The sequence below is a fragment of the Roseivirga echinicomitans genome (assembly GCF_001592935.1).
Lineage (GTDB): Bacteria > Bacteroidota > Bacteroidia > Cytophagales > Cyclobacteriaceae > Roseivirga > Roseivirga echinicomitans.
Map to the genome: position 1 here is coordinate 1 of NZ_LRDB01000015.1, position 21,563 is coordinate 21,563.

Annotated in this window: 18 protein-coding genes; 12 read left to right on the forward strand and 6 right to left on the reverse strand. The window is 40.3% G+C overall.

Annotation, left to right across the window (positions count from 1 at the left end):
* Positions 1-61 precede the first annotated feature (61 nt).
* From murD to ftsZ, 7 genes are all read left to right on the forward strand, one after another.
* Positions 62-1,393: a UDP-N-acetylmuramoyl-L-alanine--D-glutamate ligase gene (gene murD, locus AWN68_RS10955; protein ID WP_068415359.1), complete on the forward strand. Its 1,332-nt coding sequence runs from the start codon at positions 62-64 to the stop codon at positions 1,391-1,393.
* A gap of 22 nt (positions 1,394-1,415) precedes the next feature.
* On the forward strand, positions 1,416-2,573 hold the full coding sequence (locus AWN68_RS10960) for an FtsW/RodA/SpoVE family cell cycle protein (protein WP_068415361.1): 1,158 nt from the start codon (positions 1,416-1,418) through the stop codon (positions 2,571-2,573).
* Between the two features lie 5 nt (positions 2,574-2,578).
* Positions 2,579-3,688: an undecaprenyldiphospho-muramoylpentapeptide beta-N-acetylglucosaminyltransferase gene (murG, locus tag AWN68_RS10965; protein WP_084362838.1), complete on the forward strand. Its 1,110-nt coding sequence runs from the start codon at positions 2,579-2,581 to the stop codon at positions 3,686-3,688.
* Complete coding sequence (gene murC, locus AWN68_RS10970; protein WP_084362839.1) at positions 3,685-5,061, forward strand: UDP-N-acetylmuramate--L-alanine ligase; 1,377 nt, start codon at positions 3,685-3,687, stop codon at positions 5,059-5,061. Before murG ends, murC begins: the two co-directional genes overlap by 4 nt.
* Positions 5,058-5,825, forward strand: coding sequence for a cell division protein FtsQ/DivIB (locus AWN68_RS10975; protein ID WP_068415377.1), 768 nt, complete (start codon positions 5,058-5,060; stop codon positions 5,823-5,825). The genes murC and AWN68_RS10975 overlap by 4 nt, the downstream gene beginning before the upstream one ends.
* A 90-nt stretch (positions 5,826-5,915) precedes the next feature.
* Positions 5,916-7,223 (forward strand): cell division protein FtsA, encoded by a 1,308-nt coding sequence (gene ftsA / locus AWN68_RS10980; RefSeq protein ID WP_068415378.1) that lies wholly within the window; start codon positions 5,916-5,918, stop codon positions 7,221-7,223.
* Between the two features lie 88 nt (positions 7,224-7,311).
* Entirely contained in the window at positions 7,312-8,880 is a 1,569-nt protein-coding gene (gene ftsZ / locus AWN68_RS10985; protein ID WP_068415379.1) for a cell division protein FtsZ, read from the forward strand.
* Between the two features lie 360 nt (positions 8,881-9,240).
* Here the strand turns inward: ftsZ and AWN68_RS10990 are convergent, their stop codons facing one another.
* Positions 9,241-9,837 carry a ribonuclease HII gene (locus AWN68_RS10990; protein ID WP_068415382.1) on the reverse strand — a complete coding sequence of 199 codons (597 nt, stop codon included), beginning with the start codon at positions 9,835-9,837 and terminating at the stop codon, positions 9,241-9,243.
* A gap of 54 nt (positions 9,838-9,891) precedes the next feature.
* Here AWN68_RS10990 and AWN68_RS10995 point away from each other — a divergent pair, with 54 nt between their 5' ends.
* From AWN68_RS10995 to AWN68_RS11010, 5 genes are all read left to right on the forward strand, one after another.
* A complete protein-coding gene (locus AWN68_RS10995; RefSeq protein ID WP_068415385.1) occupies positions 9,892-10,440 on the forward strand; it encodes an NUDIX domain-containing protein in 549 nt (182 codons plus the stop codon).
* Entirely contained in the window at positions 10,440-11,795 is a 1,356-nt protein-coding gene (locus tag AWN68_RS11000; RefSeq protein ID WP_068415388.1) for an MATE family efflux transporter, read from the forward strand. The genes AWN68_RS10995 and AWN68_RS11000 overlap by 1 nt, the downstream gene beginning before the upstream one ends.
* Before the next feature lie 447 nt (positions 11,796-12,242).
* The gene (locus tag AWN68_RS11005; protein ID WP_068415390.1) at positions 12,243-12,494 is read left to right on the forward strand and encodes a hypothetical protein; all 252 of its coding nucleotides are present in this window, start codon (positions 12,243-12,245) and stop codon (positions 12,492-12,494) included.
* 21 nt (positions 12,495-12,515) lie between these two features.
* The gene (locus tag AWN68_RS19000; protein WP_157716177.1) at positions 12,516-12,749 is read left to right on the forward strand and encodes a hypothetical protein; all 234 of its coding nucleotides are present in this window, start codon (positions 12,516-12,518) and stop codon (positions 12,747-12,749) included.
* A gap of 63 nt (positions 12,750-12,812) precedes the next feature.
* Entirely contained in the window at positions 12,813-13,949 is a 1,137-nt protein-coding gene (locus AWN68_RS11010; protein WP_068415393.1) for a DUF4221 family protein, read from the forward strand.
* Positions 13,950-14,397: 448 nt separating this feature from the next.
* Here the strand turns inward: AWN68_RS11010 and AWN68_RS11015 are convergent, their stop codons facing one another.
* The 5 genes from AWN68_RS11015 to AWN68_RS11035 all read right to left on the reverse strand — a co-directional run.
* Positions 14,398-15,078: a lysoplasmalogenase gene (locus AWN68_RS11015; RefSeq protein WP_068415396.1), complete on the reverse strand. Its 681-nt coding sequence runs from the start codon at positions 15,076-15,078 to the stop codon at positions 14,398-14,400.
* A 10-nt stretch (positions 15,079-15,088) separates the two neighbouring features.
* Complete coding sequence (locus tag AWN68_RS11020; protein WP_068415399.1) at positions 15,089-16,291, reverse strand: MFS transporter; 1,203 nt, start codon at positions 16,289-16,291, stop codon at positions 15,089-15,091.
* A 38-nt stretch (positions 16,292-16,329) separates the two neighbouring features.
* Positions 16,330-17,407, reverse strand: a protein-coding gene (prfB, locus tag AWN68_RS11025) for a peptide chain release factor 2 (protein WP_157716178.1) whose coding sequence is annotated in 2 segments (ribosomal slippage) — positions 16,330-17,346 and positions 17,348-17,407 — 1,077 coding nt in all. Because the reading frame shifts where the segments join, the coding sequence is not laid out codon by codon here.
* A 165-nt stretch (positions 17,408-17,572) separates the two neighbouring features.
* A complete protein-coding gene (locus AWN68_RS11030; RefSeq protein ID WP_068415405.1) occupies positions 17,573-19,072 on the reverse strand; it encodes a RagB/SusD family nutrient uptake outer membrane protein in 1,500 nt (499 codons plus the stop codon).
* 10 nt (positions 19,073-19,082) lie between these two features.
* On the reverse strand, positions 19,083-21,563 hold a 2,481-nt coding region (locus AWN68_RS11035), incomplete at its 5' end, for a SusC/RagA family TonB-linked outer membrane protein (RefSeq protein WP_068415407.1).

A 21,563-nucleotide genomic window follows, 5' to 3' on the forward strand; every position in this document is an offset into this window, starting at 1 on the left:
CAGACTGATAACTGATAACTGATAACTGATAACTGATAACTGATAACTGATAACTGATAACTTGAAAAGAAAACTAACCATACTAGGCGCAGGTGAAAGCGGAACAGGAGCAGCATTGCTTGGAAAAGCGAAAGGCTATGATGTGTTCGTGTCTGATATGGGGCAGATTAAAACTCAATATGTTCAGGAATTAGAAGCCAACGGTATTGAGTTCGAAAGCGGAAAACATTCAGAAGAACGAATTTTAGAAAGTGACTTAGTGATCAAGAGCCCTGGTATTTCAGAATCGGCTCCTTTAATCAAAAAAATTAGAGCCAAAGGAAATTTGGTCATTGGAGAAATCGAATTCGCAGCTAGGCATACGGCCGCAAAGCTCATTGGTATTACTGGAACAAACGGTAAAACCACTACCACCCTTTTAACCTACCATCTTTTGAAAGAGGGAGGATTTAATGTTGGTCTTGGAGGAAATGTAGGAAAAAGTTTAGCACGTCAGGTAGTGGAAGACCAGCACGATTGGTACGTGCTAGAATTGAGCAGTTTTCAGTTAGACGATTGCTACGAATTGAAATTGAACATTGCTGTAGTATTGAATATCACTCCAGATCATTTGGATAGATACGATTACGACTTCGAAAAATATATCGCATCGAAGATGCGCATCTTTCACCTTTTACATCTGGGTGGTCATGCCATTTATTGGAGCGATGACCGCCAAATTGGGAGGAACATTTCTAAAGCCAATGATGGCTTGAAATTTCATCCTTATTCGCTTGGAGGAGACGCCTCTGAGATAACAAATGATAGGTTGTTTTATACCCCTATAAACGTTGAGATATCCGCCCCCAGAGCAGATATCTCAATAAAGGGGCAACATAATATGTTGAATGCAAAAGCCGCAGGTTATGCTGCTAGCTTGGCAGGTGTGAGCGATGAAGCCATTTTGAGAGGCTTTAAAAACTTCAAAAATGCTCCACACCGACTAGAGCCTGTAAGGGAAATTGACGGAACGAAATATATCAATGATTCAAAAGCGACAAATGTGGATTCTGTCTACTATGCTTTGGACGCGGTTGATGCTCCTATTGTTTGGATTGCAGGTGGTGTAGATAAAGGAAATGATTACAGCCTGATTCAGGCTTTGGTACAGAATAAAGTAAAAGGCTTGATTTGCTTAGGGAAAGATAATTCGAAACTCTTTACGGCATTCGAAAATTTGGTGCCCAGCATTCAGGCGACAGATGATTTGATTAAAGCGATTAGAATGGCTAAGGATTTGGCCGCACCGGGCGATACCGTTTTGTTATCTCCGGCTTGTGCAAGTTTCGATTTGTTCAAGAACTATGAAGATCGAGGAAATCAGTTCAGAGAAATTGTAATGGAATTAGCGTAACGAAAGATTTAAAATTAGAATAATGATTAAGCTAAAAGCATGGGCCGATAAAAACCTTCAGGGCGATCCCGTCATCTGGGCGGTGGTGCTATGCCTCTCGCTGATTAGTATTTTGGTAGTGTACAGCGCCACAGGTTCTTTGGCTTACAAGCAAATGGGAGGCAATACAGAATATTACCTCATTCGCCATACTGTTATGGTAGGCTTGGCCATGTTAGTGATGTGGATTGCCCATAAAATAGACTATCGCTATTATTCTAAAATCACCCGATACGCACTGTTCATATCTGTGCCACTTTTACTGTACACTTGGTTGTATGGCTCTACCGTCAATGAAGCATCACGTTGGATTGAATTACCATTTATTGGTTTGCAATTCCAGCCTTCCGATTTAGCTAAAATGGCCTTGATCGCAGGTTTGGCCAGTATGCTGGCAAAAAGGCAGCAGAACATTGCCAATATCAAAGAATCATTGATCCCAATGTTGGCTTGGTGTGGCGCCATTTGTGGCCTCATAGCGATGACCAATATTTCGACAGCAATTCTGCTGTTCCTTACTTGTATGCTGCTTTTATTTATCGGTCGTGTGCCGACAAAATATTTGGCTATGCTAATGGTTGTTGGTGCTTTTGTCGGTGTGCTCGCCATGAGTTTTGGTCAGCGTGGTGGAACAGCAATTAGTAGGGTGACCGACTTTATAAGCCAAGAAGAAGTTCCTTATCAGGCACAACAATCCTATATCGCTATTGCCACAGGCGGAGTAATTGGGAAAGGGCCAGGTAAAAGTGATCAAAGAAATTTCCTTCCTTACCCTTATTCAGATTTTGTGTATGCCATCATTATCGAAGAATATGGAATGATTGGAGGAGTGTTCGTTTTGTTCCTCTATTTAGTGCTGCTCTATCGAGGAATGCGAGTAATGGCTAATAGTGACAGGGCATTTGGAGGGCTGCTTTCGGCAGGACTCAGTTTTGCCATCGTAATTCAGGCCTTGGTAAATATTGGTGTTGTGGTTGGCTTAGGGCCTGTAACAGGTCAAACATTGCCTTTAATTAGTATGGGGGGAACCTCACTACTATTCACTGGACTCGCCTTGGGAATTATCTTGAGTGTTAGCCGAGGAGAGCAAGAAGTTTTTTCACCAATAACTGGTGATTTGAGAAATACAGTAAAAGCATAAAACTCATAGAAAAGAAACAACCATATCGAATTATTATCAGCGGAGGCGGCACAGGTGGGCATATTTACCCAGCCATTGCAATTGCCAATGCTTTTAAAGCGCGTTTCGATGATGCTGAGATTCTTTTTGTGGGTGCCGAAGGGAAAATGGAAATGCAGAAAGTGCCTGAAGCGGGTTATAAAATCATCGGTCTTTGGATCAGTGGTTTGCAGCGCAGACTCACTTTCGACAACCTTCTTTTCCCAGTAAAGCTGGTGAACAGTCTCAGCAAAAGTGCGGGCATTATTAGAAGATTTAGGCCACATGCGGTGGTAGGTGTTGGTGGTTATGCTAGCGGCCCTTTATTAAGAGTGGCTTCGCGAAAAGGAATTCCAGCAGTGATTCAGGAGCAGAATTCATATGCAGGTCTTACCAATAAATTATTGGCAAAGAAGGTGCAAAAGATTTGCGTAGCGTATCCTGGCATGGAACAATTCTTCCCGGCCAACAAAATCGCTTTTACAGGAAATCCTGTTCGAAAAGACATAGTCGATTTAGCAGGAAAGAAAGAAGCTGCTCTGAAGCATTTTGATCTGAGTGATGCACCAGTATTGATGATTCTAGGAGGAAGCCTTGGAGCCAGAACGCTGAATGACAGTATGGTTCTAGGCTTAGAGAAATTGAAGGCAGAAGGTGTTCAAGTGATTTGGCAGTGTGGCAAGTTTTACCATGCTGAAATGAAACAGAAACTTGAAGCTTCTGGAGATGCAAAAGGTATTCTTCTTTTTGAGTTTTTGAAGGAAATGGATTTGGCATATGCAGCAGCAGACGTGGTGATTTCTCGAGCGGGTGCATTATCCGTTTCGGAACTCAGTATAGCCGCCAAACCGACAATTTTTGTGCCTTCACCTAATGTAGCAGAAGATCATCAAACGAAAAATGCAAAAGCTTTGGTAGACAATGATGCCGCCATTTTGGTGAAAGATGTAGAAGCTAGAGATAGATTGATAGACGAAGCCATTGCGTTGATCCACAACCAGGAAAAGCAAGAAAGGCTGAGTGAAAAAATAAAGGCATTGGCCAAACCCAATGCGGCAAATGAAATAGTTGACGAGATTTTAAAATTGATAGCGTGAAGCTGAGAGACGTACATAACGTATATTTTCTTGGGATCGGAGGGATCGGGATGAGTGCTTTGGCCAGGTGGTTTAAGCACAACGGCAAAGCTGTGTCGGGTTACGATAAAACGCCAACGCCTTTAACACGTCAGTTGGAAAATGAAGGAATTGCAGTTCATTTTGAAGATGATCCAGCGCAGATCAGCAGCGAAGTAAAAGCTTCCAAAGCGGATGCTTTGGTGATTTATACTCCAGCAATCCCGAAAGGTCATAAGGAATGGGCTTGGCTGATGGTAGAAGGTTTCACCATTATGAAACGCTCCCAAGTGTTGGGTTTGATTACCGAAAGTATGATTAGTGTGGCAGTGGCTGGAACGCATGGTAAAACTACTACCAGTTCAATGATCGTCCACTTGATGAAAACGGCAGGGATTGATTGTACTGGTTTCTTGGGAGGAATTGCGACCAATTATGGTACAAACATGGTGATGAATGAGGAAACGAACTCTATCGCTGTGATTGAAGCAGATGAGTTTGATCGTTCGTTCTTAACCCTTCGTCCAGATGCGGCTGTGGTGACTTCTATCGATGCAGACCATTTAGATATTTATGGTGATAAGGACGCTTTGAAAGAGTCGTTTGCACTGTTTGTAAGTAAAATAGAAAAGAAAGGTAAACTCTTCGCGAAGCAAGGAGTGGGAAGTCAGATTTTAGTCGATACAAACCGAATTCATCATTCAAGTTATGCCTTGGAGTCGGCTGACATTACGGCTGAGAACCTAAGAATTGAGGAGGCGGCTTTCGTTTTCGATTATAAAACAAGCAAGAAGACGATTTCGGGTATTCGATTGAATGTACCAGGTTTTCATAATGTAGAAAATGCCTTGGCAGCTATTTCTGTAACCAAATATTTTGGTGCTGATGATGATTCTATCCGTGAAGGTATAAGTACTTATAAAGGGGTGAAAAGGCGCTTTGAGTACATTATAAAGTCCGCTGGTTTGGTCTATATAGATGACTACGCACATCATCCGGTGGAGATCGAATCATTATTGAAGTCGGTTCGAGCACTTTATCCGAGTAAAAGAATTTCGGCTGTTTTTCAACCGCATCTGTTCAGTCGCACTAGGGATTTCGCACCAGAATTTTCGCAGAGCTTGAGCTTGGCGGATGAAGTGATATTGTTGGACATCTATCCTGCCAGAGAGCAGCCGATTGAAGGAATTACTTCAGAAATGTTGCTGGAAAAAGTGAATGCTGAAAGAAAAATAGTTTGCACTAAAGAAGCATTGCTTGAACAAATTAAAGCTTGGCAACCAGAGGTGCTTTTAACCATTGGTGCAGGCGATATTGATAAATTTGTAGAACCTATAAAAGCTGAATTGTCATGAGAGCAAAAGAAACAATTTGGAGGGTCGTAGGAATTACAGGGGCATGTGTCCTTCTATTATCCATGATCAGTTTTATCGACAAAAGGGAACTGGGCTATAGAATTAACGACATTGAAGTGGACATAGAAAATACCTATGAAAACTTCTTTATCGATGAAGAGGATGTAATGTCGCTCATCTTTGAGAACAAAGGGGATACCGTTTTGGGTGATGCTTACGGAAGGGTGAGTTTGAAGGAAATAGAGCGAAGAGTAGAGTCGCACAGTTTCGTGAAGGATGCACAAGTGTTTAGAGACTTAAATGGCCATTTGGTGGTGAAGGCCATTCAGAATAAACCAATGGCAAGGATTGTTGCCGATAACGGAAAGCAAGCGTATTTGGGTGAGGAAGGTGATATCCTGCCAGTTTCTAACAAATATACCGCAAGGGTTATCGTGCTTTCAGGTAAATATATGGATGAGTTGACTTCTAGAAAAAGTATTGAAGGAAACGAGTATGACCACAAACTTTATGATTTGATTGAATACATTAACAAGGATAAGTTTTGGAGCATGCAGATCGCTCAGTTGATAGTGAGCAAAAATGGAAAAGTAGTGATGATTCCTCAGGTGGGAGATCAGAAACTTGAATTTGGGTATGCAGAAAATTTTAAGTCGAAGTTCAAAAGGTTAGAGATTTTCTTTAAAGAAATTATGCCAACAAAAGGTTGGAATACATACAGTAGAGTAAATGTAGAATACAAAGATCAACTCATTTGTGAGTGATCAAAACAAAGGAATTTAAAGCGAAAATGAATGTAGAAGTGACAGGTTTACAAACATAGAAGCTCTGAAATATAAAATACAAACAACGCTATGCAAGAAGATAAAATAGTTGTCGGACTAGACATTGGAACCACGAAAATCTGTGTGATTGTGGGGACGAAGAATGAGTATGGAAAACTCGAAGTATTGGGAATGGGTAAAGCCGTTTCTGATGGAGTAATCCGTGGTATAGTGACCAATATTGATAAAACCGTTATTGCGATTGAAAAGGCAATTGCCGAAGCAAGTGAGCAATCGGGTATCGAAATCAATGTAGTAAATGTGGGCATTGCAGGCCAACACATTAAGAGTTCGGTGCACCACGGCAGTATCACCCGCGATGTAGTTGAAGATGAAATTACAGTGTCTGATTTAACACGCTTAGCAAACGATATCCATAAAATAGTAATGCCTCCAGGCTGTGAAATTATTCACGTAATGCCGCAAGATTACATTGTGGATTACGAAGAAGGAATTAAAGATCCAGTTGGTATGTCGGGTGTTAAGCTTGAAGCAGATTTCCATGTGATCACTGCCCAAACTAATGCCATTAGAAATATCAATAAATGTGTGCGAAGAGCTGGTTTGGAAATCGAAAATTTGATTTTAGAGCCATTGGCATCTAGCATGTCAGTGTTGAGTGACGAAGAAAAAGAGGCTGGCGTTTGCCTCGTAGATATTGGTGGTGGTACTACCGACATCGCGATCTTTCACGATAATATTATCCGACACACGGCAGTCATTCCTTTTGGTGGTAATATCATCACCTCCGACATTAAGGAAGGCTGTAAAGTAATGCAGAATCAAGCTGAGCTATTGAAAACGAAATTCGGAAAAGCCATTGCAGAAGAGGCCAATCCAAATGAAATCGTTTCGATTCCTGGCTTAAGAAATAGACCACCAAAAGAAATTTCGATCCGTAACCTCGCCAATATTATTGAGGCCAGAATGGAAGAGATTATTGAGTTGGTACATGCAGAAATTATCACTTCAGGTTATGCTAGCAAGTTGGCTGGTGGAATTGTGATTACGGGTGGTGGTTCGCAACTGGGTTATGTAAAACAGTTGTTCGAGTACATGACTGGTATGGATGCCAGAATTGGTTACCCGAACGAACACCTTGGCAAGAGCAAAGTTGAGGCGATCAAAAGCCCAATGTATGCAACTACTGTTGGTTTAGTGCTTTCGGGCTTCAGAGCGATTGACGAAAGAGAAAACCGCTATATGGAAAATCAGGTGGCCTCAGGAAAGAAGACAATGAAGAGCGCAAAGAAAAGCTCAGACTTCTTCAAAGGCCTTATCGATAAAACAAAGGGTTTGTTGATGGATGATTTTCAGGATAAAGGCGGAGAGTACTAGACAGATTTTAAAAATAAGATAAAATAACAAGCGTCCGCTTTTGTCTTCGGTCTTCGGACTTCAGGCTTCGGACTTAAACATAATAATCATGGCAGAATCTTATATGTTCGAACTTCCAAAGCATCACAAATCGATCATCAAGGTGATCGGAGTTGGTGGCGGAGGAAGCAACGCAGTAAACCACATGTATAATCAAGGGATTAAAGATGTGGAATTTATTGTATGTAACACCGATGCGCAGGCATTGAAAAGCAGTCCTATTCCCAATAGATTGCAAATAGGCATTGGTCTCACCGAAGGTCTTGGTGCAGGCGCTAGCCCAGAGGTGGGTAAAAATGCAGCTTTAGAAAGCAAAGAAGACATCCGTCAAATGCTGGGTGAAGATACCAAAATGGTATTCATTACAGCAGGAATGGGTGGAGGTACCGGAACAGGAGCTGCTCCAATCATTGCTAAAATAGCACGCGACATGGATCTACTTACGGTAGGGATTGTTACGGCTCCTTTTGGCTTTGAAGGAAGAAAGAAAATGAACGCAGCCAACGAAGGTATTGCTGCATTAAAAGAAAATTGTGACACTGTTTTGGTCATTCTCAACGATAAGCTGAGAGAAATCCACGGTAACCTACCGATCAGTAAGGCATTTGCCGAAGCTGATAATATTTTAACCACAGCCGCGAAAGGTATTGCTGAAATCATTACTGTTCCTGGCTATGTAAATGTCGATTTCATGGACGTTCAAACCGTAATGAAAGGAGCAGGTGCTGCAGTTATGGGTTCTGCTTCTGCCGAAGGCGAAGGAAGAGCGCTAAGGGCAGCCGAAATGGCAATTTCTTCTCCGTTGCTCAACAGTCAAGATATTTTAGGGGCTAAGAAAATATTGCTTTCTATTATTTCTGGCGAAGAAGCTGAACTTCAAATGGACGAGCTTACTGAAATCACTGAGTACATCCAAGATAAGGCGGGTGACGATGCAGAGGTGATTTTCGGTCACGGTATTGATGTAGAGCACGGTCAGAGCATTAGCGTAACTGTAATTGCTACAGGGTTTGAAACTCCAGTGGTGGAAGCGAGACCAAATACAACTAAGAAAACGGTCATCGATTTAGAGAGTAATCAGCCAATCGAACGCAATGTTGAAAAACCTTCTTTCATTGAGAAACCAACACAATCTTCATTATTTAGTGCAGGTTTTGAAAAGCCAGAACCGCGTCAAGAAATTGATGAAGTGGAGAGTAAAGACGACAGCGATGATGATAATATCACTTCGGGTTATACTTTCTTGTCTAGGTTAGCTCAGAAATATGACATCGAAGAAGTTGGTCCAGAAGCCAATGAGGATCCTGAAGTTCGTTTACGTAATGAACGTGTTGAGCTAGATCACGAAGAGCAGCGTTACAAGGATTTCTTGGAAATGAAACGCAACAAACTTCAGCAGCAAGCGAGACTAAGAGAAGAGAAATTACGTAGCTCTGGAAATTATCAGATCAAGAATGATGATATAAAAGAGAAACTTGAAGTTCCTGCTTATCAGCGTAGACAAGTGAGGTTAAATGATGCACCACCTTCATCTGAAAGCAATGTATCGCGTTATAACCTTAATGATGACGATGAAATTATGGGCAATAATAAATTTCTACATGACAATGTAGATTGATTGTAACCCAACATTCATTACAAAAGACGACCTGCTGCCATGGGTCGTCTTTTTTGTTTACAAACTACCGTTAAGTCATTCTAGGTTAGCGATGATTTCTTGTGTTATTGAAAAGGATGCTTACGCCAGCCTGAGTTAAAAATACTGTCATCCCGTAGGGATCTTTTCACGAAACACAGACTATCTGATATCTGTAACTCTCTTTCCTGTGTTACTGAAAAGGATGCTTACAGCATGACTAAACTTTGAGATTGGTGGATGAAACAGAAACGTGCTGTGTGCGCCAGCTACTAAGTTATCCCAGGTTCCGAGGCTTCGGAATTTTCACGAATCACAATTCGTTTGCTACTGACAGCAGAATCAAAACAACTCGATCTGCTCAGGCAATAATCTAAATGATTTTCGATGCAAGGATGTAATCCCTAAATCTCGAATGGCTTGGCGGTGCTTTTTGGTTGGGTAACCCGCATTGCTTTCCCAACCATAACCAGGGAACAGTAGAGCCGCATTGCTCATAATTCTGTCTCTTTCTACTTTGGCCAGAATGGAGGCCGCAGCAATGGATAAATACTTTCCATCGCCCTTGATAATACATTCATGCGGAATGCTCTGGTAAACTTTGAAGCGATTCCCATCAATAAGTAGGAGTTCTGGTTTTATCTTGAGTTGGTCGATGGCGCGGTGCATGGCCAAAAATGAGGCGTTTAGAATATTGATTTCATCAATTTCTTCAGGGCTTACTTCACAAACGGCCCAAGCCAAGGCTTTAGCTTTGATTTCAATTTCAAGTAGCTCTCTGTGTGCCCTTTTCAGTTGCTTAGAATCATTTAGTAATCCATTCTGATAATCAGCTGGCAGAATAACGGCTGAGGCCACTACTGGCCCCGCTAGGGGGCCACGGCCAGCTTCATCGCAACCTGCTTCAACTTTTCCAGAACCAAAATTTGATAATAACATGCCCAAACTTAAAACTTTGATTTGGATGCTGAAACATATGTCTAATTTTGCGGCATGGAATCGCATAAAAACCCTTGGAGGACTTTAGATGGAAAGCTGATCTATGAAAATCCATGGATTAGGGTAGATGAGTTTAATGTGATCAATCCTTCAGGTGGAAAAGGGATTTATGGCAAGGTGTCCTTTAAGGGGCGAGCTGTGGGTATTCTTCCAATAGACGATGAAATGAATACCTGGCTCGTTGGACAGTATCGATACACTTTGAATGAATACAGCTGGGAAATCCCGATGGGTGCTGTACCTGAAAGCGAAGTTTTAGAAGAAGGTGCCAAGCGTGAGTTAAAAGAAGAAACGGGTTTAGATTGCCAACAGCTTGATTTTTTGTGTAAAATTCACACTTCAAACTCAGTAACAGACGAAGTGGGTTATGCTTATTTGGCAACAGGCCTTACAGAGGGCCAAACTAACTTTGATGATACCGAAGACATTTCAATTAATAAATTACCCTTTACAGAAGTTTTGGAAATGGTACTCGATGGGCGTATTACGGATAGTTTAAGCGTGGCGGCAATCATGAAGTTCGCCAGAATAAAAGGAATCTAATGTTGGAGAAACTATCGTACAAACAGCACTTCGGGAAAACAATAAATCTTGCTTACCCTGTAATGTTGAGCCAAGTTGGCCACGTGACTGTGGGTATAGTGGACAGCATCATGGTGGGCCAAATTGGCACAGAAGCTTTGGCGGCATCCTCTTTCGCCAATAATGTGATGATGGTATTCCTAATGTTTGGAATTGGAATGTCCTATGGTATTACGCCATTAGTTGCTCAGGCCGATGGTGAGGGCGACCGCAATAAAATCACCCGACTGCTCCGCCATGGAATTGTTTTGTGTTTAGGTACTAGTTTAGTGTTGGTGTTACTAGGCTACCTTTTGTCTTTTGGTTTCGATAATTTCTCTCAACCCGAAGAAGTAATAAGGTTGGGGAAACCATACTTCTATGTCATCCTTTTTTCGATGATTCCGATGATGCTTTTTCAGAATTTCCGACAATTTGCCGAGGGACTTTCTATCACCAAACCAACCATGTTTATTACCATTGGTGCTAACCTGATCAATGTGTTATTCAATTACATTTTAATTTATGGAAAGTTCGGGTTTCCTGAATTAGGCCTAATTGGAGCGGGTTGGGGAACACTAATTTCTAGGGTGTTTATGGCCGTAGGCATGATGCTGTATGTAGGAAGGAGTAAAAGAACACAGTATTACAGCACTGCTTTTAAAATCTTTAATATTACTGCTGCTTACTTTAAACCCATGCTCAAAATTGGAGTGCCGAGCGGAACCCAGTTTGTATTCGAGGTAAGTGCTTTTGCAGGAGCAGCGTTGTTGATGGGAAGGCTTGGGGTAGTCCCTTTGGCAGCACACCAAATTGCTTTGAGTTTGGTTTCACTCAGTTATATGATGGCCACAGGTATTGCAGCGGCTTCTACCGTGCGTATTGGTAACCAAGTGGGGAGAAGAGATGCTTTCAATCTTAATCGTGCGGGTAATACCAGTTTCATGATGGCGCTTATTTTTATGGCCTGTTGTTCTGTGGTCTATATTGTCTTCCATAATTTTTTCCCAACACTCTATATCGATGATCCAGAAGTAATAAGAATTGCTGGCTCGCTGATTATAGTTGCCGGCTTCTTCCAGCTGTCAGATGGTGTGCAAGTAGTGGGATTAGGCTCGCTCAGAGGAATGTCAGATGTTCGAGTGCCCACCGTAATCACTTTTGTGGCCTATTGGGTACTCGGTATTCCTGTTAGTTATTTGTTTGGTTTCACGTTAGGTTTTGGTCCTGAAGGTGTTTGGTACGGCCTGCTAACCGGCTTAAGTATTGCCGCCATCACCCTCTTTATCCGCTTTAAGGTTTTGGCGAAAAGAAAGGCGCTTTCTTTTGCCGCCTAGGGCCTTGTTGGTTTAAAACATTTTTGTCCTTTCCATCAATAATTGGTGCTACAAATTGCTCCAGTCTTAAGTATCGGTTTTATACCGTTATTTGATAACGTGTAATTTTTATCTATACAAGTATTAGAAAAATTTGAAAAAAAATATTTCAAGTCAATTATTTGGTTTTATAGGGTTTTATAGGGTTTTATAGGGTTTTATAGGGTTTTAGATGGTTAAAATATAATCATAAGTATAATTTAATTTTTTGAATATTTGCGATAATTCTTTTTATTATGTAACTATGTTTAGTTAATAAAATAGGGGGTGCCGAAAACCTAGAAATAGAGTAGGTATACTTAAAATTTGTAAGTGAGTGTGCATGCCACTCATTTACTCTCTTTTTATTGGCAAAGGGAGATGCCGAAAACCCTGAATAGAGTAGGACTTATTTAAAAAAAAGTAAATATGAAGAATCGTAAAATTATTGTCTCGGGAGTGGCTTTTTTAATGTTGTGCCTAGTCTTAATTTCTTCGCATGATTTGTTTTCATACCGAGTTGGGTTTGATTACAAGCGGAGTTACGACAGTTCACTCAACGATGGCCCCAACGGAAACCCTATTTTCTGTTGGATAAGGAACTGTACTGATGATCCAGGTACCGATTGTACAACACCAGGTTCAGCCACCCAGCAGTGTATTGAATTAGATCCAGAATAGTATTTATTAAATTTAATAATTATGAAAAAGATAACAATGAATAAAACTGTTAAAGTATTATTGAGTATTCTTGCTCTATTTATATCTGTTTTGAGCGTCAATGCCTATTCATCGGGATTTGACTATAAGGAAACCAAAGGGACAACCTACGATGGTACTAATCTTTGTTTAGTAACGAAGTGTACCGATGACCCTGGTACAGATTGTACAACACCAGACGCGTCATTTAGGGAGTGTATTGTGTTTCCTGAATAATCTATAAACAAGAATGCAAGTGGATAAAAGGAGTTTGTCCACTTGTTTTAAGCCCTTAACCATATGCTTTACAGATTTTTTTTAATTGGAGTAGCCACACTGTTGTGTGTTTGCTGCGCAAGTAAGAACGATGAAATTAGTGAATTGACTTTTGACTTAGTTATTTCTGATTCTCTTGACCTTAAGCTTCCTAGAGATGTCTACCACCCCTTGAGTGATGATTCTTATTTTTGGTCTCATGATGATGTTAGTTTTTCATATTTAGTAGAAGGCGGATTAGACTCGTTATTTATTTATAGGTTTTTCTTTTCAGGAGAATGGAATAAAACGACTCTTTTTCCTCAAGGACCGAACCAGGTATATGGGGCTGGAGCATTCACTTTCATTAACGATAGCTCGTTTTATTATTTCCCTGGGGTAGTGTCAAAAATATTAAAAATGAATATCTCAGGCGAGACTTTGGAAAGTTATGATTACTCTTATTTAAGGTTGGAACGGATAAGAAGAAATAATAACCAGTCAAATATTTTTTGGAATGACTCAATCATTGGGTTTGATATTGCTGAATATCGTCCTCTGGAAGAAGTTTCAACTTTTTTAGAAGCTTCAATATATGGTGTATATGATTTTGATACTTTAAGTGGTATTATCAACTATCCTGAGGAGTTTCATGGAAAGGTATGGTCCAGTAACGATGTTGATAGAAGTTCTTTGGTAGTTGGAGATAGTATTTATTTTAATTTTTCGAAGTCTTCTTATATATATGTTTATGGTTTTGATGGTAAGGAAATTGCTAAAAAGAAATTAGGGTCTCCACATATAAAGGAATCGCAATCAGGAAGAGTTGAAGATGCTCAAGTTAATTTAATACGAAGAGAGAATAATGGATATTATCCACAGATGGTTTACGATAAATGGAGAGGTTTATTTTACCGCATTGGTATTTATTATAAGAGTAGTCAGGAAGTTGAAACTATAATGGATTTGGCTAAAGTGGCTAAGTCTAGGACTATGTCAGTTACAACGTTCAACTCAAATTTAGATCTGATAGCATATAATGAGTTTTCCATTAAATCTCATTTGGATCATAGGTTGTGCTTTGTTACCCCAAATGGGCTTTTTTTCCTAAACAGGAATTATAATTCGGACGATGATTTGAGGTTCTATCAATTGAATTTAGTAAAGAAAGCAACTAATTAGATCTCACATTTATCAATTTCATGACTTTAGTGAATAATCATAACATGAAGGTTGTTTGTTTGGTCAATTTGTTCTTAAGATTTGATGCCTCTCTGTAAGATTGGATTCTTGAAATCATCTACTGGATCCTAATTTTAAAGAACCTCTCGAGGGCTCCTAATAATTCTAAAAAAGTTTTTATGGAATTTTAATTAAACCATAATGACATTTGCGGATTGTACATTGGGCTTCGTCAAAAGGAGTATTTAACTGAGGAAGGGCACCTTAATTCTGGGCTTAATAAATCATACTTATTTAGTGTCAATTGAGATGTTGAACTGATCAATGCTTATGAACTTGATAAGTATCTGCGGAGTTTTGACCTTGATAAGAATAACTCCATTTATGGCTTAGCCGAAGACGATAGCTTAGGAGTAAAGAAGGTTTATCAGTTCGATTTAAAGTAGTACTACTCGCTCGCCTTAAGACTTTTAATAAACTCCACAATTCCCCTTACAATCATAAATTGGGCTATAATGTAAGTAAGCATAATAAGGAAGCCAGCTTGCGGAAAAGGGGTTCCAAATTGGTTGATGGCCAAAATGCTATCGCTGATAATGAAGAAAAGAGCGCCAATCATGATCCACCAAAAACTGGCTTTGTCTGTTTTTCCCCAGCGCTTGCTGGCGGTAATGCCCATAATACAAATCACAATGGTATAAAGTAAGGCAGGTATCATCATATCTCTCAAACCTGGTTTGATTTGTTGAAATATAACGAGGCCGTAAACCCCAAAGAGTAAGTCGTGCCAATTGAATTTTAGTTTTCGGTCTTCCGTATCTACCAAGTTGAGGTTGATGAATATATAGACAAGGTGTGCGAGTAAAAAAGAAGCCAAACCTAGTAGAAAGAAGATGGGTTGGGCATCGGAGAAGATCAAGAAAACATCGCCTAGCAAAGAGAGAAATAGGGCCGCATTCACAAATTTGCTGAGCACTGTTTTTGGCACTTCACTATTGAAGTAGATCATCAAACCCAACATTAAGAGTGGCTTGGTGAAATCTGCCATGGTCGGAAAATCCATAAGCTTGGCCAACAGATGGATAAAGGCAAATGCAAAAAATGGGAGCAGTGTCTTTGGTGTTTTCATGTGTTTTCAGCTAAACTGTACTCTTCACAAACCGTTTTGACCAATTTAAACCAAAAGTAAGAAATAAGAAACCAATAAAGGAGAGCACAGCACAAAGCAAAAAGGCTTCGCGTAGGTTTTCAATTTTGTTAGCGTAAATAAAACCAGCAATGAGTGCTCCTGAACCAATACCAATTTCAAGGGCAATGTACATGGTGGCCAAGCCTTTGCCGCGCAAATGGTCTAAACTTAAATCAATCGTCCATGCGTAAATAGTTGGCGTGTTCATCCCTACCGCAACTCCAAACATTATGGCACTGATCATCAGCATAGTTTGGGTATGCGTATAGGCAATAAGCACATCGGAGACGACTATGGCTAGTGCTGCTATTTTTAAAACGATTACTCTTCCGTATTTATCTGAAGCCTTTCCTGCCAAAAGCCGAATGACCAAAGAAGAAATCACGAATACTGAAAAGAAAATCCCTTTTTGACCTTGGTCATACCCAAGTTGCATGGTGAGGTCTGGGACTAAAGTAAGTACCGCCCCAAAGGAAAATGCGGTCAATAAAAAGAGGAGGGAGGGATTGAATACCCTTGGCTCAATAATTTCACCCCATTTGATTTTGAGCAATCTAGGATGGAATTTGACCTTTTCTTGTAAGGTCTCTTTCATGCCCACTAAAATGATCACCGACAGTATTGCAGCTATGGAAGAACTATAGAATGTCATGTCCAAACCGTAGGCTTCGGTGATCTTTGGGCCAATGGAAGGCCCAGCTGCCATGCCTAAACTTCCGAAAAAGCCAGAGAGCCCCATGGCTTCTCCTCGTCTAGTGGAAGGCACTATATCGGCTATATATGCAGAGGTACCTGTTGGTTTAAAGCCAGTGGAAAAGCCATGAAGAAACCTGAGGAGTAAAAGCGCCCAAACGGTACCAACCATTGGATACAAAAAGCCCATTATAAAGCAAACGCTGGCCCCAAAGATCATTACGGGTATTCGGCCTATAGTATCAGATAGCTTTCCGCTAAAGGGTCTAGATAGCCCCGCGGTGACCGTGAATAATGAAATGATGAGCCCTTTGTATTCCCCACCTCCTAAAGAGGTAATGTAATCGTACAAATCGGGCACGATCATATTAAAACTACCGAAGAACAGAAATGAACTGAGGCAAAGTAAGAAGAACTGTAAGGTATAAATGCTGGGCTTTCCTGTCTTTCTTTTGAGCATAGTGGTAAATAAAAAATGGAGCCGAGGCTCCATTTAATTTATTGCTGCATTAAATAAGCTTTTATGTAACCGTCTAAGTCACCGTCTAACACGTTTTGCACATCAGTTCGTTCATAACCTGTTCGGGCATCTTTAATTAATTTATAGGGGTGCAACACATAGTTTCGAATTTGAGAGCCAAAATCCACCCTCATTTTTTCACCTTCCACAATGTCTCGGGCTGCATTACGCTTGTCCAGCTCAATTTGGTATAGCCTTGATTTCAACATTGAAAGCGCCTTTTCCTTGTTGCCAAGTTGTGATCTACTCTCTGTATTTTCAATCGTAATACCAGTAGGTGCATGTTTTACACGTACACCAGTCTCTACCTTGTTTACGTTTTGTCCACCAGCACCTCCTGAACGGAAAGTATCCCAGCTGATATCGGCAGGATTAATTTCAATTTCAATAGTATCATCAACTACTGGGTAGGCAAAAATAGAGGCAAACGAAGTGTGTCTTCTTCCACCAGAATCGAAAGGTGAAATACGCACCAAACGGTGTACTCCAGATTCTGCTTTCAATAAACCAAAGGCGAATTCACCTTCGAACTCGAGGGTGCAAGATTTACATCCTGCCACATCACCAGGCTGATAATGTATTTGTTTGACTTTATAGCCTTTGCTTTCTCCCCACATGATGTACATACGCATCAATATTTCAGCCCAGTCGTTACTTTCTGTACCACCTGCACCAGGGTTGATTTCAATCATGGCACTCAGTTGGTCTTCTTCACCACTGAGCATCTTCTTGAATTCAATTTCTTCTAAAATTGTAAGTGCTTTTTTGTACTCTTTTTGCACCTCTTCTTCCGATACTTCGCCCATCTCGAGAAACTCGTTTAGGGTGTCCACATCTTCTAAAGCTGTTAAAACGTTTTCAAAGCTGGTGGTCCAGACTTTCTTTAAACGAATTTGTTTTAATGCTTTTTCGGCCTCTTTTGGGTCATTCCAGAATTCTGGTTGGGCCGTCACCAGTTCTTCTTCTTCTACTTCACTTTTTTTGACATCGTAGTCAAAGATACCCCCTCAAAGCCGCTACTCTGGCTTTTAAATCTTTCAGCTGATCTGAAGTCATAGTTCGTAATTTTTTGAAGCGCAAAGGTGGCGAAATGTAGGGGATAATTCAAGATTGATTTGGGTTTCGATCATAGTTTGTGGGTATAAAAAAGAAGAAGCCCAATTGTATCAATTGGGCTTCTGTAATTTATTAAGATGAAGATGTTAAATCTCCTTCGTTTTATTAATCGTTCTGAACCAAATTAGGGTTGATGTTAATCGCGCTAATTGGGAAGAAAAATTGCCACTGAAGATCACCAGCAGGCATATCTGTAATTCTGGCCTGAGTAAGGCTGAAACTACCTCTTGTAGATCTCTGAAGCGGCAAATCTAATCTCTTAAGATCTAAGAAACCAAATCCTTCACCCCAAAGCTCAATTCTTCTTTGCACCAAGATTTCATCCAATAAAGCTTGTCCAGTGTTAACACTGATTACAGCATTTGGATCACGTTGAGATACTAGAGAGAATAAAGCAGTTCTAGCCGCTACTTCATTGGCTCCTCCAAGACGAGCATTCGCTTCAGCTTCAATCAAAATCATCTCTGCAGTTCGCATTAATACAACATCACCATCACCAATAGTTCCACTAGGTAGTGCTTCAAATTTAGTATTCATGTATGGATACTTTGCGAAGTTGCTTGGGATATCAATAGCTGCTATATCTGCAGGAGTAACTTTCCAGAAACCTTTTCTAACATCAGTTGCAGGAATCATGTCATACAGGTCAGCATTGATACACTTAGGATCGTTTCTAATGTGTGAAGAACTGTAGTTGTAAGACATGTAGGCAAAGAAAGAAGCAAAGTAAACTCCTTGATCAGGAATTACTTGGCTAGACCAAATCCAACCTGTTGCACCAGAATTGTTGAAACCTTCCTGAATTTGAGCAGAAGACGTTAAGGTATGGCCTTGTCTTGCGGCTTGCGCAAAAGTAATGGCGTTTGCCCATTCACCTTTGGTTAAAGCAACTCTTGCTAAAAGACCATTTACAGCATTTACACTAATTTGTGATTTGTCTGAAAATGATACAGATGAAGCGTTCAAGCTTTGTAAAGCAGCGGTAAGGTCAGCTCCTATTTGAGCGTATACTTGATCAACTGTTGAACGCGCTTTAGCTTCTCCAAGGTTGCTCAAATCATCAAGGTTGATCACAATACCTAACTGGTCGTTTGCTTGACCTGCTTTGTATCTGCTACCATAAAGTTGAACCATGTTAAAGTGGGCAAATGCTCTATAGAAATAAGCCTGACCTTTAATATTATTCTTCTCATCAGCATCTCCGTCAACAGCATCAATTGAATTGATAATATTGTTAGCGTTTGCAATCATGGCATAGAAGTAATCATAAGTATGCTCTACTAATGAGCTACTGTTATTTCTATGCTCAAGCCATTGGTGTACACCAATAAACCAACCAGAACCCCTTTGCGGGTTAACGATATCTTGTCCCAAGAAATCATAGTTGATCATCATGTTTCCATAACCAGACCTCTCATCTTGAGACCCTCCAACACCGTACATGTGACGGTGAATCCCTTCCAAAGCAGCCCTTTGGTTTGAAATAGTATTGAGCACTTGATCAGCAGCAAGCTGATCTGTAGGGAACGTATCTAAATATTCTTCATTACACGAGCTTATAGCCAATACAAAAAAGAGTAATATTATTTTTGAAATATATTTCATTGTCTTTGTTTTAGAAGTTTAGGTTAACACCCAAGGTTAAAACTCTTGAAGGAGGGTAAAGTCCAACATTTTGTGTTCCGTTAAACGTCTCCATAGGGTTCATTCCTTTTCTTGCACTAATGAAGAATAGGTTTTCAGCAGAAACGTACATTCTAAGGCTAGAAAGCCCCATGTTTTGTACCATGGTTTGCTTGAACTCATATCCTAAATTGATATTTCTAAGGTTTAGGAATGAAGCATCTGTCAACCATCTGTCAGAGCCTGCAATGTTGTTAGTGTTATTGTTGATAGAAATCTTAGGTACATCTGTAATGTCACCTGGGTTTTGCCATCTGTTTGCAATATCAACACTTAAAGCGCCTCCGTCAAGAGCACCCATTAAGCTTTGCAAGTTGTTGTCGTAGATTTTACCACCAACGCTATAAGCGAACATTACAGAAAGAGAAAAGCCTTTGTAAGAAAGGTTGTTCGTAAATGCACCATAAACATCTGCAATAGAAGAACCATTATAGTGGTATACTGCATTGTTTTGATTGGTTGTCACTGGAACACCATTGATTTCTTTCAAAAGGTTAGCTGTTGTAGACTCTGACTCTGGGTCGTAAACATAAAGTGGGCTACCCGTATCAGGGTCAACACCGTACCAATCTTTCAGCCAGAAATCATAAATAGACCGACCTTCTAAAAGTTTTTTAGTACCAGTGATGATGCCGTTTTCTCTTGAGTCTTCAGGTAGCTGAGTGATCTCATTTGTAAGCATAGTTGCATTTAAACCAAAGTTCCACTCAAGTCCACCATCTGATTTCAAAATATCAACATTGGCATCGAACTCTAAACCTCTGTTCACCATTTTACCGATGTTTCTGTTTTGAGAAGTGTAACCAGACTCACGTGGAATTGGCACTGAGAACAATAGGTTGTCAGAATAACGGTTGAAGTATTCAACAGTACCCCTAACTCTACCTAAAACTTCAAAGTCAACCGCTACGTCAGCGGAAGTATTCTTTTCCCATTGTAGATTATTATTTCCAACGCTGTAGCTAAAGAAGCCAGGGTTGTTACCATTGTTTTGCCCAGAAGAGTAAAGGGTTTGATATGGATAGAAACCTCCAACATTATCATTACCTGTTTGTCCGTATGATCCTCTAAGCTTCAACTCATCAATCCAGCTCATGCCGCTCATGAAAGCCTCTTCACTCATTCTCCAGCTTGCACCAATAGACCAGAAGTTACCCCATCTTGCATCTTGAGAGAATCTAGAAGTACCATCTCTTCTGAAAGAGAATGAAGCATAATAACGTTCATCATGGTTATAGTTAATTCTTGAGAAGTAACCTTCTGTTTTGTATCGGTTAACTCTAGAAGTTGCACTAGTGATTGTAGTATAGTTATCCAAAACAGGATTGTCTAAAACAATATAACCTGTTTTTGAGGCAGAGAGATCATTGTTCTTGATGCCATAACTCTCATGACCAGCTAGGATGTCAAAGCTGTTTCTGGTGTCTAGATCGAATGAATATTCTGCGATCTGGTTAAAGTTAGTAGTGATATCGAAGTTGGCGCTTTTAGTAGCTCTTCCCACTGGAATGTAATCTCCAACGAACGGGTTACCATAGAATTGGCCATTTGATGTTCCAATGTCCACACTACCATTAATTTTAACACTAAGGTTTTTGATTGGCGTTAATTCTACATAACCTACAGTTCTAAAGAATAAGGCTTCATTTAAGCTATTGTTCAAAAGAGACTCCTCTGGTGCTTGTCTACCGGAAGTGTTATTTGGTCTTCTTGGTAATCCAAATCTACCATCACCTCTATCAAAAGCTTTAGTTCCAAAGTCAGGATCAGTAATATAGTTACCTTGATCGTCAATAGCATAAACAGGGAAGATAGGCCCCATTCTTCTTGCATTGTAGAATGCGTTAGCAAAACCAGAACCTCCACTCGTTACAGAATTTGTCATTCTGATATCACCAGAGTTGTTTACTCCAACTTTCAACCAATCTAAAACGTCAACATTAACATTTGTTCTTAAGGTATATCTTTCGAAATCAGAATTTTTGAAAACCCCTTTCTCGTCCAAATAACCAAGAGATACATAGTAATCAGCTCTGTCTGTGGCACCTTTAGCACTGAAGTTATACTCTTGTCTGTAACCTAATCTTTCAATAGGAGCAAACCAATCTAGATCGTCAGAAGAGTATCTGATGCCTGCGTTAGGATTGATAGCACCATCAGCTCCAATGATTTGATTATCGGCAACGTTTGTTGCATTGTAAGCAAGGAAATCAATCAACTCAGCAGTAGCTTCTGCTCCAGCAGTAGCAGGATCTGCTCCTCCAGTTACTTTGTCATTCCTTAGAGCTTCCCAATAGGCTTGATAGTAGCTTAATGGATCAACTCTATCATACTCTTGAATACCTCTGGCTGAAATTCCTTGCTTAGTTGAGAAAGAGAAAGTTGGCGCGGAGTTTTTCTTGCCTTGTTTGGT